At 66.1% G+C, this 14,971-nt stretch carries 12 protein-coding genes; 7 read left to right on the forward strand and 5 right to left on the reverse strand.

All coding sequences use genetic code 11. The features are described 5' to 3' along the window. Positions 1-134: 134 nt before the first annotated feature. The 4 genes from R6258_RS16955 to gatC are packed head-to-tail and all read right to left on the reverse strand — an operon-like array spanning position 135 to position 4,055. Positions 135-686, reverse strand: coding sequence for a cupin domain-containing protein (locus R6258_RS16955; protein WP_318452887.1), 552 nt, complete (start codon positions 684-686; stop codon positions 135-137). A 56-nt stretch (positions 687-742) separates the two neighbouring features. Next, entirely contained in the window at positions 743-2,194 is a 1,452-nt protein-coding gene (gene gatB / locus R6258_RS16960) for an Asp-tRNA(Asn)/Glu-tRNA(Gln) amidotransferase subunit GatB (protein ID WP_318452949.1), read from the reverse strand. Beyond that, the gene (gatA, locus tag R6258_RS16965) at positions 2,194-3,714 is read right to left on the reverse strand and encodes an Asp-tRNA(Asn)/Glu-tRNA(Gln) amidotransferase subunit GatA (protein WP_318452888.1); all 1,521 of its coding nucleotides are present in this window, start codon (positions 3,712-3,714) and stop codon (positions 2,194-2,196) included. Before gatA ends, gatB begins: the two co-directional genes overlap by 1 nt. Before the next feature lie 53 nt (positions 3,715-3,767). Then, positions 3,768-4,055, reverse strand: coding sequence for an Asp-tRNA(Asn)/Glu-tRNA(Gln) amidotransferase subunit GatC (gene gatC, locus R6258_RS16970; RefSeq protein WP_318452889.1), 288 nt, complete (start codon positions 4,053-4,055; stop codon positions 3,768-3,770). A 195-nt stretch (positions 4,056-4,250) separates the two neighbouring features. On the opposite strand from gatC, the gene R6258_RS16975 reads away from it, so the two are divergent. From R6258_RS16975 to tldD, 7 genes are all read left to right on the forward strand, one after another. Continuing rightward, complete coding sequence (locus R6258_RS16975) at positions 4,251-5,288, forward strand: rod shape-determining protein (protein WP_031383110.1); 1,038 nt, start codon at positions 4,251-4,253, stop codon at positions 5,286-5,288. A gap of 138 nt (positions 5,289-5,426) precedes the next feature. Then, positions 5,427-6,302, forward strand: coding sequence for a rod shape-determining protein MreC (gene mreC, locus R6258_RS16980; RefSeq protein WP_412176391.1), 876 nt, complete (start codon positions 5,427-5,429; stop codon positions 6,300-6,302). Beyond that, on the forward strand, positions 6,299-6,784 hold the full coding sequence (gene mreD / locus R6258_RS16985) for a rod shape-determining protein MreD (RefSeq protein ID WP_318452890.1): 486 nt from the start codon (positions 6,299-6,301) through the stop codon (positions 6,782-6,784). The genes mreC and mreD overlap by 4 nt, the downstream gene beginning before the upstream one ends. 42 nt (positions 6,785-6,826) lie before the next feature. Continuing rightward, on the forward strand, positions 6,827-7,429 hold the full coding sequence (locus R6258_RS16990) for a Maf family protein (protein WP_318452891.1): 603 nt from the start codon (positions 6,827-6,829) through the stop codon (positions 7,427-7,429). Between the two features lie 32 nt (positions 7,430-7,461). Then, positions 7,462-8,925: a ribonuclease G gene (rng, locus tag R6258_RS16995; RefSeq protein WP_318452892.1), complete on the forward strand. Its 1,464-nt coding sequence runs from the start codon at positions 7,462-7,464 to the stop codon at positions 8,923-8,925. A 4-nt stretch (positions 8,926-8,929) separates the two neighbouring features. Further along, a complete protein-coding gene (locus tag R6258_RS17000; protein WP_318452893.1) occupies positions 8,930-12,853 on the forward strand; it encodes a YhdP family protein in 3,924 nt (1,307 codons plus the stop codon). Further along, on the forward strand, positions 12,850-14,304 hold the full coding sequence (tldD, locus tag R6258_RS17005) for a metalloprotease TldD (protein WP_318452894.1): 1,455 nt from the start codon (positions 12,850-12,852) through the stop codon (positions 14,302-14,304). Before R6258_RS17000 ends, tldD begins: the two co-directional genes overlap by 4 nt. 138 nt (positions 14,305-14,442) lie before the next feature. Here tldD and yjgA read toward each other — a convergent pair whose 3' ends face one another. Then, entirely contained in the window at positions 14,443-14,949 is a 507-nt protein-coding gene (gene yjgA / locus R6258_RS17010; RefSeq protein ID WP_318452895.1) for a ribosome biogenesis factor YjgA, read from the reverse strand. Between the last annotated feature and the right edge of the window lie 22 nt (positions 14,950-14,971).

Here is a 14,971-nt window from a genome sequence, read left to right on the forward strand (position 1 = left end):
AGCAGTCGGGCAACGGGCGCGACAAGTCGCACCACAGCCTGGCGGAGTATTCCGAGCTCAAGACGGTGTGGATGGCGTTGGCGACATGACGCCAGGCAATCGCCTAGGAATTGACAAATGCGAGATGCGAAGGCTTAGAACGTGCGCGCCGGCGTGCAGCAGCTGACCAGCCGGCAGGGCGTCTTGCCGGGGTTGCGAAAGCGGTGGGGCAACTGGGTGTTGAAGTAATAGGCCTCGCCGGGACCCAGGACACGGGAGTCGATGCCGATGGTGATCTCGATCTCGCCTTCGAGCACCACGCCGGCTTCCTCGCCGCGATGGGTGATCATCTCGCGGCCGGTGTCGGCGCCCGCCGGGTAGGTTTCGATCATGAACGACAGCGCGCGGGTCTGGTGGTTGGCGCCGACCAGCTTGTAGATCACCTCGCCGCTGCCGATGTCGGTGAGCTCGTCGGCCGAATAGAAGACCTGGTCGCGACTCTCTAGGTCGAGGGTGAAGAAATCGCCGACACTGATCGGGATGGCGTCGAGGATCTTCTTCAGCGAGCTGACCGAAGGGCTGACCTTGCCCTGTTCGATCAGCGACAGGCTCGAGTGGGTGACGCCGCAGCGCTTGGCCAGCTCACGCTGGGAAATGCCACGCAGGGTGCGCAGCGAGCGCAGGCGTGGGCCGACATCGTCTGACATCCCTTGGTTCCTTGTGTAACCGCGCCGGCAGGCTCGCCCGCCGGCGCGATGGTCGGTCATGCGTTGTCGAGTTTTTCCTTGAGCAGGGCGTTGACCTGCTGCGGATTGGCGGTGCCGCGCGACGCCTTCATCACCTGGCCGACGAAGTAGCCGATCATCTTGCCGCGCTTGTCGGGTTCGGCGTCGCGGTACTGGGCGACCTGCACCGGACTGTCGGCGACCACCTGGTCGATCATCGCCTCGATGGCGCCGCTGTCGGTGACTTGCTTGAGACCCTGGGCGTCGATGATCGCGTCGGCGCTTTCGCCTTCACCCTCCCACAGTGCGGCGAACACTTGCTTGGCCGCCTTGCCGTTGATGGTCTCGTCCTTGACGCGGGCCACCAGACCGCCGAGCTGGGAGGCCGAGACGGGACTGTCGGCGATCTCCAGGCTTTCCTTGTTGAGGCGCCCGGCGAGCTCCCCCTGGACCCAGTTGGCGGCCAGCTTGGCGTCCTCGCTGACATCCTTGACGACTTCGAAGTACTCGGCCATGGCGCGGCTCGACGAGAGCACGCTGGCGTCGTAGGCCGACAGGCCCAGTTCGTCCTGGAAACGGGCGCGCTTCTCGCTGGGCAGCTCCGGCAGGCTGGCGCGCAGGTGATCGACATAAGCCTGGTCGAGCATCACCGGCAGCAGGTCGGGGCAGGGGAAGTAGCGATAGTCGTTGGCCTGCTCCTTGGTGCGCATGCTGCGCGTCTCGTCGGCCTCGGGGTCGTACAGGCGAGTCTCCTGCACCACCGTGCCGCCGTCCTCGATCAGCTCGATCTGGCGCTCGATCTCGAAGGCGATCGCCTTCTCGACGAAGCGGAACGAGTTGACGTTCTTGATCTCGGCCCGGGTGCCCAGGGTCACCTCGCCCTTGGGGCGCACCGAGACGTTGACGTCGCAGCGCATCGAGCCCTCGGCCATGTTGCCGTCGGAGATCCCCAGATAGGTGACGATGGCGTGGATCGCCTTGAGGTAGGCCGCCGCTTCCTTGGCCGAGCGCATGTCGGGCTCGGAAACGATCTCGAGCAACGGTGTGCCGGCACGGTTCAAATCGATGCCGGTCATGCCCTGATAGTTTTCGTGCAACGACTTGCCGGCATCCTCCTCGAGGTGGGCATGATGCACGCGGATGCGCTTGGTGCTGCCGTCATCGAGGGTGATCTCGACCTCGCCCCGGCCGACGATCGGCTGATACATCTGGCTGGTCTGGTAGCCTTTGGGCAGGTCGGGGTAGAAGTAGTTCTTGCGATCGAAGATCGAGGTCTCGGGGATCTCGGCGTCGATGCCGAGCCCGAACTTGACCGCCATCGCCACGGCGCCTTCGTTGAGCACCGGCAATACCCCCGGCAGGCCCAGGTCGACGGCGCAGGCCTGGGTATTGGGCGCGGCGCCGAAGGCGGTCGAGGCGCCGGAGAAGATCTTCGACTGAGTGGCGAGCTGGACGTGGACTTCCAGGCCGATCACGGTTTCCCACTGCATCATGCGTTCTCCTGACCGAAAGCGGGCTGACGGCGGTGCCAATCGGTCGCCTGCTGGAAGCGATGAGCGACGTTGAGCAGGCGTTGCTCGGCGAAATGCGGACCGAGTATCTGTAGGCCGACGGGACGGCCTTCCGTGGGACGGCCTTCCGTGGGACGGCCTTCCGTGGGACGGCCTTCCGTGGGGCGCTGGCCGACGAAGCCGGCCGGCACGCTGATGCCCGGGATGCCGGCCAGGTTGACGGCGATCGTGTAAATGTCCTGCAGGTACATCGATACCGGGTCCTTCTTGGCGCCCAGGTCGAAGGCCGGCGTCGGCGAGGCCGGCCCCATCAGCACATCGACATCCTCGAAGGCGTCGAGAAAGTCCTGGCGAATCAGCCGGCGAACCTGCTGGGCCTTCTTGTAGTAGGCGTCGAAGAAGCCTTCCGAGAGGGTATGGGTGCCGATCAGGATGCGCCGCTTGACCTCGTCGCCGAAGCCTTCGGCCCGCGAGCGCTGGTAGAGATCGATCAGGTCGCTGGGGTTGTCGCAACGATGACCGAAGCGTACGCCGTCGTAGCGCGACAGGTTCGACGAAGCCTCGGCGGGGGCGATCACGTAGTAGGCGGGGATCGCCAGCGAGGTATGCGGCAGGCTGACCTCGCGCACCGTGGCGCCGAGCGATTCATAGACCCTGATCGCCTCGCGGATCGCCGTTTCGACCGCCGGGTCGAGGCCGTCGCCGAAGTACTCGCTGGGCAGGCCGATCTTGAGTCCCGACAGCGATTCGTCGAGTTCGGCGGTGTAGTCGGGCACGCCGCGCGCCACGCTGGTCGAATCGCGCAGGTCGTGACCGGCGATGGTGCCGAGCAACAGCGCGCAGTCCTCGGCGGTGCGGGCCAGCGGGCCGCCCTGGTCGAGACTCGAGGCGTAGGCGACCATGCCGTAGCGCGACACGCGGCCATAGGTGGGCTTCAGGCCGGTGATGCCGCAGAACGCCGCCGGCTGGCGGATAGAGCCGCCGGTATCGGTGCCCAGCGCGGCCGGAACCAGCCCGGCGGCGACCGCCGCGGCGCTGCCACCGGAGCTGCCGCCGGGCACCGCGGACAGGTCCCACGGGTTCTTGACCGGGCCGTAGTAGCTGTTTTCGTTGGACGAGCCCATCGCGAACTCGTCCATGTTGGTCTTGCCGAGGCTGACGCTGCCGGCGGCGGCGAGCTTCTCGACCACCGTGGCGTCATAGGGCGATTCGAAGTTGTCGAGCATCCGCGAGCCGCAACTGGTACGCACGCCGCGGGTGCAGAAGATGTCCTTCAAGGCCAGCGGCAGGCCGGTCAGCGGACCGGCCTCGCCACGTGCGCGAGCGGCGTCGGCAGCGTCCGCCGCCTGCAGCGCCTGTTCGCCGGTGACGGTAATGAAACTGTTGAGCTCGCCGTCGAGGCGCTCGATGCGCGCGAGCAGCGACTCGGTCAGCTCGCGGCTGGAGAACTCACCGGCGGCCAGCGCCGTGGCCAGCTCGGTCAAGGTCTTGTCATGCATGAGCAGAGGGGCTCCCTGAAAGGCTTTTTCTTTCTTGCGCAGTCGTCGTCGGCTTATTCGACGACCCTGGGGACCAGGTACAGGCCGTTTTCCACGGCCGGTGCACAGCGCTGGAAGCGCTCACGCTGGTCGCTCTCGGTCACTTCGTCGGCGCGCAGGCGCTGGGTGGCGTCGAGCGGGTGGGCCAGCGGTGCCACGCCGGTGGTGTCGACGGCCTGCAGGCGGTCGACCATTTCCAGGATCCGGCTCAGGTCGTCCACATAGCCCGCGGCTTCGTCGTCGTTCAGGCCTAGGCGAGCGAGAAAGGCGGCTCGCCGCACGTCTTGGGGTTCAAGCGCCATAACGTCTGCTGTCCTCAATCAGGCTTCGGGCAAGGCGGGTCGAGCGGTGCGATGCGCCGCAATCGACGGTTAGGAAAATAGCCTGATACGGTAGCATAACTCGGCTTGGCAGGCATCTCGCTTGCCGGCCTGCCCCCGCGATGATACCGTTTGCCTCCGCACAGGGTTCCGGTCTGGACTAGGTGAAAGACTTCCATGTTTAAACGTTTGAGGGGGCTGTTCTCCAGCGATCTATCGATCGATCTGGGTACCGCCAACACACTGATTTATGTACGCGGTCGCGGAATCGTCCTGGACGAGCCCTCGGTGGTCGCGATCCGCCAGTCGGGCAACATGCGCTCTGTTGCGGCCGTGGGGGTCGATGCCAAGCGCATGCTCGGCCGCACACCGGGCAACATCACCGCGATTCGTCCGATGAAGGACGGCGTGATCGCCGACTTCACCGTCACCGAGCAGATGCTCCAGCATTTCATCCGCAAGGTTCACCAGAGCACTTTCCTGACCCCGAGCCCGCGTGTGCTGGTCTGCGTACCGTGCATGTCGACCCAGGTCGAGCGGCGTGCCATCAAGGAGTCCGCCGAAGGGGCGGGTGCCCGCGAGGTGTTCCTGATCGAGGAGCCGATGGCGGCTGCCATCGGTGCCGGCCTGCCGGTCGAGGAAGCCCAGGGCTCGATGGTCGTCGACGTCGGTGGCGGCACCTCCGAAATCGCCATCATCTCGCTCAACGGCGTGGTCTACTCCGAGTCGATCCGCGTCGGCGGCGACCGTTTCGACGAGGCGATCACCGCCTACGTGCGTCGCCACTACGGCAGCCTGATCGGCGAGGCCACGGCGGAACGCATCAAGGAAGAGATCGGCTGCGCCTATCCGGGCGGCGAGCTGCGCGAGATCGACGTGCGCGGCCGCAACCTGGCCGAAGGCATTCCGCGCAGCTTCACGCTCAACTCCCACGAGATCCTCGATGCACTTCAGGATCCGCTGGCGTCGATCGTCGCCGCGGTCAAGAGCGCCCTGGAACAGTCGCCGCCCGAGCTGGCCTCCGACATCGCCGAGCGCGGCCTGGTGCTGACCGGCGGTGGCGCGCTGCTGCGCGATATGGACAAGTTGATCGCCGAGGAAACCGGACTGCCGGTGATCGTCGCCGAGGATCCGCTGACCTGTGTGGCGCGCGGCGGCGGCAAGGCCCTCGAGATGATCGACCAGCATACCTTCGAACTGCTTTCCAGCGATTGACGAATGGCGGCGCCTTGCGCCGCCGTTGATTGTTGCGGATGGGCCGCCTTTTCGAATGCGGCCCGCTTTCGTGGTCAGCTCGCAGGGAGTCGATCTATCAAACCGCTGTTTTCGCAGGGGCCCGCCCCCGGCTATCGCATGCTGCTGTGCGCCTTCATCGCCTTCGCGTTGATGTTTGCCGAGCACCGCCTGCCGCGATTCGCGGAACTGCGCGCGGAATTGTCGACTCTGGTCACCCCTGTACAGTGGCTGGTCAGCCTGCCCAGCGACGCGCTCTCCTGGGGGGCGCTGGTGATCACCGACCAGAGCGAGCTGATCGACGAGAACCGCCGCCTGCGCGAGCAGTTGCTGACGCTATCTCATCGCGTCCAGCGCATGGCCAGCCTGACCGCCGAGAACGTGCGCCTGCGGGAACTGCTGCATGCCGCGCAACGTCGCCAGGTGCCGTACCTCGGTGCCGAATTGCTGTCGCTGGATTCCGATCCCTTTACCCATCAGATGGTCATCGACCGTGGCCGCAGCAGCGGGGTGCGTGTCGGCTTGCCGGTGATGGACGCCTCGGGGCTGATCGGTCAGGTGATCTCGGTATCCGCCTACACCAGTCGGATCCTGATGGTCGCCGATGCCAGCCATGCGGTGCCGGTGCAGAGCAATCGCAACGGACTGCGTTTCATCGTCCAGGGAACCGGTAGTTACGACACCCTGGATGTGCTGCACGTGGCCGATACGGCCGATATCCGGGTCGGCGACCTGCTGGTGACTTCCGGCCTGGGCGGGCGCTTTCCCGAAGGCTTCCCGGTGGCCCGCGTCAGTGAGGTGATCCACGACCCGGGCGAGCCGTTCGCCCAGGTCAGTGCCGAACCGATCGCCCAGCCCGAACGCTCGCGGCACTTCCTGATTCTGTTTCCGCCGCCGCGGGCGACGCTGATCAGCGACGAAGCGGTCGATGCCGCCCTCGAGACCGCCAGCGGCCAGCCACAGCCCGGCGAAGACGCCGCGGAGCAGCAGCCATGATCGTTTCCCTGCGCGGCCTGGTCACTACCTGGATCAGCCTGCTGCTGGCCTTGTGCCTGCAGGTGATGCCGCTACCCGATGCCTGGCTGATCTGGCGCCCCGATTGGCTGGGCCTGATCCTGATCTATTGGTGCGTGGTCGCGCCGCAGCGGGTCGGCGTATTCCACGGCTTCATCCTCGGCCTGCTGCTCGATCTGATCGAAGGCGCGCCGCTCGGCCAGAATGCGCTGGTGATGGCGATGGTCGCCTTCCTGGCTCTGCTCGTTTATCAGCGCATGCGCGCCTACGCCCTGGTTCAGCAGGCGGTGCTGGTGTTCGTGCTGCTGGGCATCGCGCAGCTGCTCGAGCAGTGGCTGCGGACTATCTTCGGGCCCTTTGCGATCAACCTCGCCTTTCTGCTGCCGGCGTTGATCGGCGCGGTTCTGTGGCCCTGGTTCTATACCTTGCTGCAAGTGCTGCGGCGGCGCTTGGGTGTGAGCTAGTCCGTCCCGTGCGGCGATCGGCGACCCGTCAAGGAGACGACGATGACGCTTTCCCCCCCTGTGTTACGCCTGGCGTCGGCTTCGCCGCGTCGCCGTGAACTGCTGGCGAGTATCGGTATTGCGACCGAGGTGGCGCCGGTCGATATCGACGAGACGCCCCATGCCGGTGAAAGCGCGGACGGTTACGTGCTGCGGCTGGCCTGCGACAAGGCGCTGGCGGGGGCGGCCGGCAGTACCTTGCCGACGCTCGGCTCGGACACCGCGGTGGTACTGGACGGCGCCATCCTCGGTAAACCGCGCGATCGCGAGCATGCCTGCGAGATGCTCACCGCCCTGTCGGGGCGCTGGCATGAGGTGATGACCGCGGTGGCGGTGACCGGCCCCCAGGGTCTATTGCAAGCCTGCGTGACCACGCGGGTGGCGATGCGCCCGATCGCCGCGGCTGAGATCGCCGCCTACTGGGTAACCGGCGAGCCCGCCGACAAGGCCGGAGGCTATGCCATCCAGGGGCGTGCCGCGATATTAGTCGAGCGCATCGAGGGCAGTCACTCGGCGGTGGTCGGCCTGCCGTTGTACGAAACCGCGCAGTTGCTGCAGCGCCAGGGCCTCGCGCTGTGGCCTGACGGCGTCGGCGCTGTGTCATAATCGAGCCAAGACCTCAGCACAAGGATTCCCGCATGAGCGGTGAGGTACTCATCAACCTGACCCCGATGGAAACCCGCGTCGCCGTGGTCGAGAACGGCGTACTGCAGGAGGCCTTCATCGAGCGCAGCCGGCGTCGCGGTATCGTCGGCAACATCTACAAGGGCAAGGTCGTGCGCGTGCTGCCCGGAATGCAGGCGGCCTTCATCGACATCGGCCTCGAGCGCGCCGCCTTCATTCACGCCAACGAGGTACTGCCGCCCAACACCCCGAGCGACGAGCAGGTATCGATCAGCCAGTTGCTGCAGCAGGGACAGTCGTTGGTGGTGCAGGCGACCAAGGATCCGATCGGTTCCAAGGGTGCACGCCTGACCACACACCTGTCGGTACCCTCGCGCTATCTGGTCTACATGCCCGATTCGCCGCATACCGGCGTTTCCCAGCGCATCGAGGATGACGCGGAGCGCGAGCGGCTCAGGGCGCTGGTCGAAGCGTGCCTGGCCGATCATGACCGCGAAGTGCCCGGCGGGTTCATCATACGCACCGCGGCCGAGGGCGTGGGGGCGGAGGAACTGATCACCGACATGCAGTTCCTGCTGCGGCTATGGCGCAAGGTCGACGAGCGCAAGCTGACCGCGGCCACGCCGAGCCGCATCTACGACGACCTGCCGCTATTCATACGCACGCTGCGCGACGTGATGCGCGACGACATCGAGAAGGTGCGCATCGATTCGCGCGAGAACTACCAGCGACTGATCGAGTTCGCCGAGGAGTTCATGCCCAACGTGGTCGAGCGCGTCGAGTACTATCCGGGCGAGCGGCCGATCTTCGACCTGTTCAGCGTCGAGGACGAGATCCACAAGGCGCTGGGCAGAAAGGTTCAGCTCAAGTCGGGCGGTTACCTGGTGATCGATCCGACCGAGGCAATGACCACCATCGACGTCAATACCGGCGGCTATGTCGGGCACCGCAACCTCGAGGAGACGATCTTCAAGACCAACCTCGAGGCGGCGACCGCCATCGCCCGCCAACTGCGCCTGCGCAACCTCGGGGGAATCATCATCATCGACTTCATCGACATGGAGGACACCGAGCACCAGCGTCAGGTCCTGCGCGTGTTGGAGAAGTCGCTGGAGCGTGATCATGCCAAGAACAAGCTGACCGGCGTCACCGAACTGGGGCTGGTGCAACTGACCCGCAAGCGGACCCGCGAAAGCCTGGAGCAGACGTTGTGCGAGCCGTGTCCGACCTGCCAGGGGCGGGGCACGCTGAAGACGCCGGAAACGGTGTGTTACGAGATTTTCCGCGAGATCCTGCGCGAGGAGCGGGCCTACAGTCCCGACACCTATATGGTGCTCGCCTCCCAGGAAGTGGTCGATCGCCTGCTCGACGAAGAGTCGGCGGCGGTCGCCGACCTGGAGATATTCATCGGCAAGACGATCCGCTTCCAGGTCGAAAGCCACTATTCCCAGGAACAGTACGACATCGTGCTGATGTGAGCCCATGAGTCCGATCCGTCTAACCCTGCGATGGGCCCTGACGCTGGCGGCCCTGGCGCTGGTCCTGCTGGCGTTGCTGCTCGGCGGCCTGCGCCTGGCGGTCGAGCAGCTCGACGGCGTACGCGAGCGAATCGGCGCCGAGTTGTCGAGTCAGTTCAACGCGACCCTGGCGATGGACGCGTTCGAAGGACGCCTGCAATGGTTCGACCCCGCGCTGCGTATCGACGATCTGCGACTGATGTCGCAGGCGGGCAGCGATCCCTTTCCGCTGCTCGAGATCGAGCATGCCGACATGCGACTGGACACCAGCGCCTCGCTGCTCGCCTTGCAGCCGGTGCTCGGCGATGCGCGCATCAGCCAAGTCACGCTGCATCTCTACCAGGACAGCGAAGGCCGCTGGCAATGGCCGGGGCCGGCCGAGCTGCCATCCTACGTGATGCCCGAGGGCGGCATGGACTTGTCGCGACTCGATTACTGGGTGGAGCTGTTACTGCGCCAGCGGGTCTTGGTCAGCGACCTGCGGCTGGTGCTGCACGGCCTCGACGAGACCCTGACGCTAAGGGCGCCCCAGTTGCTGATCGCCGGTGGCTCGGGGCGTGCCCATCTCGAGGGCCAGCTGTTCGTCGCAGGCCAAGCACAGCAATCGCTTTCCGTCGTGCTCGAGGTCCTGCCCGGTACCCGGGGATTGAGCGATTTCAGCGCTGCGCTCCAGGCGCGCATGGACCTGGGCAGCCTGACGCGGCTGGGCCGGCTGCTCACTCACCGCCATTCCTTGAGGCTCGAACAATTGAGCGGCGAGGCAAAGCTATGGGCGCGGTGGCGCGGTGGGCGCATCGAGGACGCGCGACTGGCCCTGTCGGTACCCGAGCTGGCCGTCGCCGGCAGCGAGGAGGTCCTCGAACTGCGTGATATCCAGGCACGCGGGCAGTGGTTGCGTGGTGACGGCGATGCATGGAATGCCTGGGTCAATGCCTTGTCGGTGAATGACGTCCGGGGAGGCGCCTCGCCGCTGCCCGAGCATCTGCAACTGGCCGGCGAGGGCGATGAATGGTGGCTGCGCAGTTCGGCGTTTTCGGTGGACGAGCTGATGGCCTGGCGTCAGCGGCTGCCGCTACCCGAGCGCTGGCAGTCGATGCTCGATGCGCTTAAGCCCGGCGGTCGCGTCGAGGGCCTGCAGGTGGGCCAGAAGCAGGGCCAGTGGCAGGTGCGTGCCGCCTTGCAGGAGACGACCGCCCAGCCCTGGCAGGACGCGCCCGGCGGTGGCCCCTTCGATGCCTGGGTCGAGGCCGAGGGCCGTACCGGACACGTCGAGTTCGCCGGCCGTCAGGGTGTCGAGCTGCGCTTTCCCGAGCTGTTTCCCGAGCCATTGTCGCTCGACCGTGCCAGCGGCCGCGTCGACTGGTCGTTGGTCGGCGATCAACCGCGAGTCGAGGGCAAGGACTTGTCGGTCGGTTGGCGCGGCGCCTCGGTCGAGGGCGACTTTCAACTGACGGTGCCCGACGAGCAATCGCGGCAACGGCCCGGGCAGTTCGCGCTGAACCTCGATATGCGCGATGTCGATGCGACGCAAACGCCGCTGGGCGAGTGGTTGCCGCTCGAGGTATTCGATAGCGAACTGCGTGACTGGCTGACCTCGGGCATTACCGGCTATGTACCGCGCGGCTCGCTGCATTTCAGTCAGACCCTCGATGGCGAGGAGGCCGCTTCGACGGAGGATGACGTCGACGAACTCGGCAAGAGCGCCGAGCTGCGCCTGGCCCTCGACGTCGAGCGGGGGCATCTGCCCTACGACCCCGAGTGGCCGGCGCTCGACGCGCTCAGCGGCCATCTGTCGCTGCATAACCAAGCGCTCGAAGCGACGGTGACCCATGCCGAGACGCTGGGCCTGGTCAGTGAGGGCGCCAAGGTGGCACTGGCCGACGATCGCCTGACGGTCGAGGGGCCGGTCGGTGGCCCCGTCCAGGCGCTGTTCGATTTCCTGGCCGCCGCGCCGATCGATGGCATGGACGGTTTCGGCGACTGGCGGGGCGACGGACGGGTCGACGGCCAGTTGCGTCTCGGCGTCGCCATGGATACCCCCGACACGGTGGAAGAGGCGCCCGTCGATGTCGACCTGCAGGCCAGCGTCGATGCACCATCGGTACGACTACCCCAGGCCGATCTAGAATTGAGTAACGTCAATGGCGCGCTGCACTATCGACATCTCGCCGGGAAGCACCTCGGCGAGAGCGATACGGATACCCTGACCGGTCAGCTCGGTGCACGGGTCTTCGAAGGACCGCTGCTCGCCGACTTCGATGTCGGTGGGCGGGGCGTGACACTGGAGGGGCGTGCATTGGCCCGCGGGCTACTGGATTGGGGCGGCGTCAGCGGCCTCGATGGCCTGCTCAGCGGCTATTTCCCCTATACGGCGGAGCTCGACCTCGAGGCCGACAAGCCGAGCCTGACCCTCGATAGCGATCTCCAGGGGTTGGCCATCCACCTGCCGACGCCATTCGGCAAGACACTGGATGCGCGGGTTCCGTTGCACGTGACGGCCTCGATTCCCGATCGCGTGGTCCATCTCGACCTGGCCGACCGCTTGCGTCTGCGTTGGCGCTCGCTGGGTCCCGACAATGGCCAGGGGCAGGCCTGGCTGGAAAACTGGCCGGTCGACCCCGAGTGGCCGAGCGGCAGCGGTTGGGAGATCGCCTGGAACACGCCGCGGCTGTTGCTGGCACGCTGGCAGCAAGCGCTGGCCGAGGTATCGCTGCCCCCGGCGCCAGACGCGACTGCAGGCGCGACCGATGGCAGTTCGGCGCTGACTCGGCTGCGGCGTCTGAGCCTGCGAACGAACTGCCTGCATTATCAGCAGCGCTGTCTCGGCGATCTGCAGGCATCGGCCAGCCCGTTGGGCGGAGACGGCTGGTCGCTGGCCCTGGCGGGTTCACTGATGCAGGGGCGCGCCGAGTACCGGCCGTTGCAGGCCGTGCCGTTGGACATCACTTTGGCGCGCTTGAACCTCGACCCGCTGCTGGCCGGCGCCGGCGAGCAGGGCGAAGCATCGTCACCGAGTCTGCAAAGCGAAATCATCACCGCGCCGCCCGAGCCCGCGCCGCTGCCCGACTGGCTGACCCGAGTGCCGGCAGGCCGGCTGAGTATCGCCACGCTGGCGCGCAGCGGTCACCGGTTCGGCCCCTTCGAGGCGCACTGGCGCGAATCCCCCGATCGCCTGCGGCTCGATCCGGTCTCGCTGAAGTTGGGTGAAATAACCGCGCAGGGCGAACTGGTCTGGGAAGCATCGGGCGAGCAGGCGAGCCTGACCCGCTCACGGCTGTCGATCAGCGGTGGCGATCTGGGCACGGCATTGGCGGCGCTCGACCAGCCGGTGGCCATCAGCTCGACGCGCACCGATGTCCAGACGCAACTGGCCTGGCCGGGAGCGCCCTGGCAGTTCGCCCTGGCGCGTTCGCGGGGCAGTATCGAAGCGGACCTGAGCGATGGCCGCTTCCGCACCCTCGAATCACCCTCGGCGCGGCTGGTCGGGCTGCTCAACGTCGATAATCTGCTGCGTCGGCTGCGTCTGGATTTCTCCGACGTCACCGGCGAGGGCACCGCATTCGACAGTGTCAGCGGCGATGCCACACTGTATGGTGGACGTCTGGAAACCCGCGGGCCGGTTGAAATCGACGGGACTTCCACCCATTTCACCCTCAATGGCAGCGTGAATCTGCTAGCGCGGCAACTGGATCTGACACTCGGTGTCACCGTGCCGGTCAGCCAGAACTTGCCGCTGGCCGCCGTGATTGCCGGCGCGCCCTATGTGGGCGGCGCGCTGTTCCTGGCGGACAAGGTCTTCGGTGGCTGGCTCGACAAGGTCACGAGAATTTACTATCGCGTGCAGGGGCCCTGGACCTCACCGCGAATCACCGTGGAAGATGCCGAATGACGCAACTCTCCCATTCGCCTCTCGACGAGGCCATAACCACCTTACTCGCCCCCGGCGGCCTGGATGCCGCGGCGCTCGAACCGGGCCTGGAACACGCCCTGGGACCGGGCATCGATTATGCCGACCTGTACTTTCAACGCAGCTGGCAGGAGAACTGGGTCCTCGAGGACGGCGAGGTCAAGGACGCCAGCTTCAATATCGACGGTGGCGTCGGCGTACGCGCTCTGGCCGGGGAAAAGACCGGTTTCGCCTACTCCAATCAGATTACCGCCGATGCGCTGGCCGAGGCCGGGCGCACCGCTTCGGGAATCGCGCGTAGCGGCTCGCGGCTCGCGCGGGTACCTGTGCAGATCGCCTCGACGACCCAGCGCTATGCCGGCATCGATCCGCTATCGGGGCTTTCCGCGGAAGACAAGATCGCCATGCTCAAGCAGGCCGATCGCATCGCCCGCGCCGCCGACCCCAGCATCACCCAGGTCAGCGCCTCGTTGAGCGGCGTCCATGAAGTGGTGCTGGTGCGGGCCAGCGATGGCACGCTTGCTGCGGACATTCGCCCGCTGGTGCGTTTCAACGTCAGCGTCATCGCCATGCGCAACGGTCGCCGCGAGCGCGGCAGTGCCGGCGGTGGCGGACGCTACGCGATGTCGCGGCTGCGTGACGAGAACGTCGCCGAGCGCTATGCCAAGGAAGCCGTGCGCCAGGCGCTGGTCAACCTCGAGGCGGTCGATGCGCCGGCCGGGCAGTTGCCGGTGGTGCTGGGCGCCGGCTGGCCGGGTATCCTGCTCCACGAGGCGGTGGGCCATGGCCTGGAGGGTGATTTCAATCGCAAGGGCAGCTCGGCGTTCGCCGGACGTATCGGCCAGCAGGTCGCCGCGAAGGGAGTGACCGTGGTCGACGACGCCACGCTCGCCGATCGTCGCGGTTCGATGTCGATCGACGACGAGGGTACGCCAGGCGCCTATACGCCACTGATCGAGGACGGCATCCTCACCGGCTACATGCAGGACAAGCTCAATGCGCGGCTCATGGGCATGAGTCCGACCGGCAACGCGCGTCGCGAATCCTACGCGCACATGCCGATGCCGCGGATGTCCAATACCTACATGCTGGCCGGCCAGGACGATCCCGACGACATCGTCAAGAGCGTCAAGCGCGGCATCTACGCGGTCAGCTTCAGCGGTGGGCAGGTCGACATCACTTCCGGGAAATTCGTGTTCGCGGCCAGCGAGGCCTACCTGATCGAGGATGGTCGCATCACCGCGCCGGTCAAGGGCGCGACGCTGATCGGCAATGGCCCCGAGGCGATGGGTCGTGTGTCAATGATCGGCAACGACATGCAGTTGGACAGCGGTATCGGCGTCTGCGGCAAGGAGGGCCAGGGCGTGCCGGTGGGCGTCGGCCAGCCGACGCTGAAACTAGACGAGCTGACCGTCGGCGGCACGCAATCGTGAATGAACGTGCCTGCGCTCGCTCATGCGGTGTTGAACATCGGCTCGGCATGCTCATTTACAAACTTGTAAACTCCGCTGCCTCGCCGCCGTTCGCCTTGCCTGAGCATCGCTCGGCTACGTCCCGCGGGCATAGCACTATTAAATGCTAGCGGTATCGCGGATCAGTTGAAACAGCTTGCGGGCGTTGGTCGGCGGTTTGCCACGCTGGCGTTCGCTCTGTGCATTGCGAATCAACTGGCGAAGCGCCTGACGGTCGACGTGGGGGTATTCGGCGATGAAGGCCTCGAGCGTCTCGGCTTCGCCTTCGACCAGCCGATCGCGCCACTGCTCGAGACGGTGAAAGGCATGATCGCGGCGCAGTTTTTCCTGCTCGAATTCGGCGAAGACGGCCTGGATGGCGTCGATGTCCTCGCGGCGCATGACCTTGCCGACATATTGCATGTGCCGGCGTCGCCCCTCGTGGGAACGGATACGTGAGGTTTCCTCGACCGCCGCGAGCATGTCCTCGGACAGCGGTAGTCGGGCACGTTGCGGGGCGGGCAGTGCGATGATCTTTTCGCCCAGCGCCTGCAGCGCCAGCATTTCGCGTTTGAGTTGGGACTTGCTCGGCCGTTCGGGAAGATCGGCGGGGGACTCGAATGACATGCCATTTCCATAAGCATTTGGG

Origin of the sequence: Halomonas sp. HP20-15 (assembly GCF_033446685.1) — a bacterium.
In the GTDB taxonomy this organism is placed as follows: domain Bacteria; phylum Pseudomonadota; class Gammaproteobacteria; order Pseudomonadales; family Halomonadaceae; genus Modicisalibacter.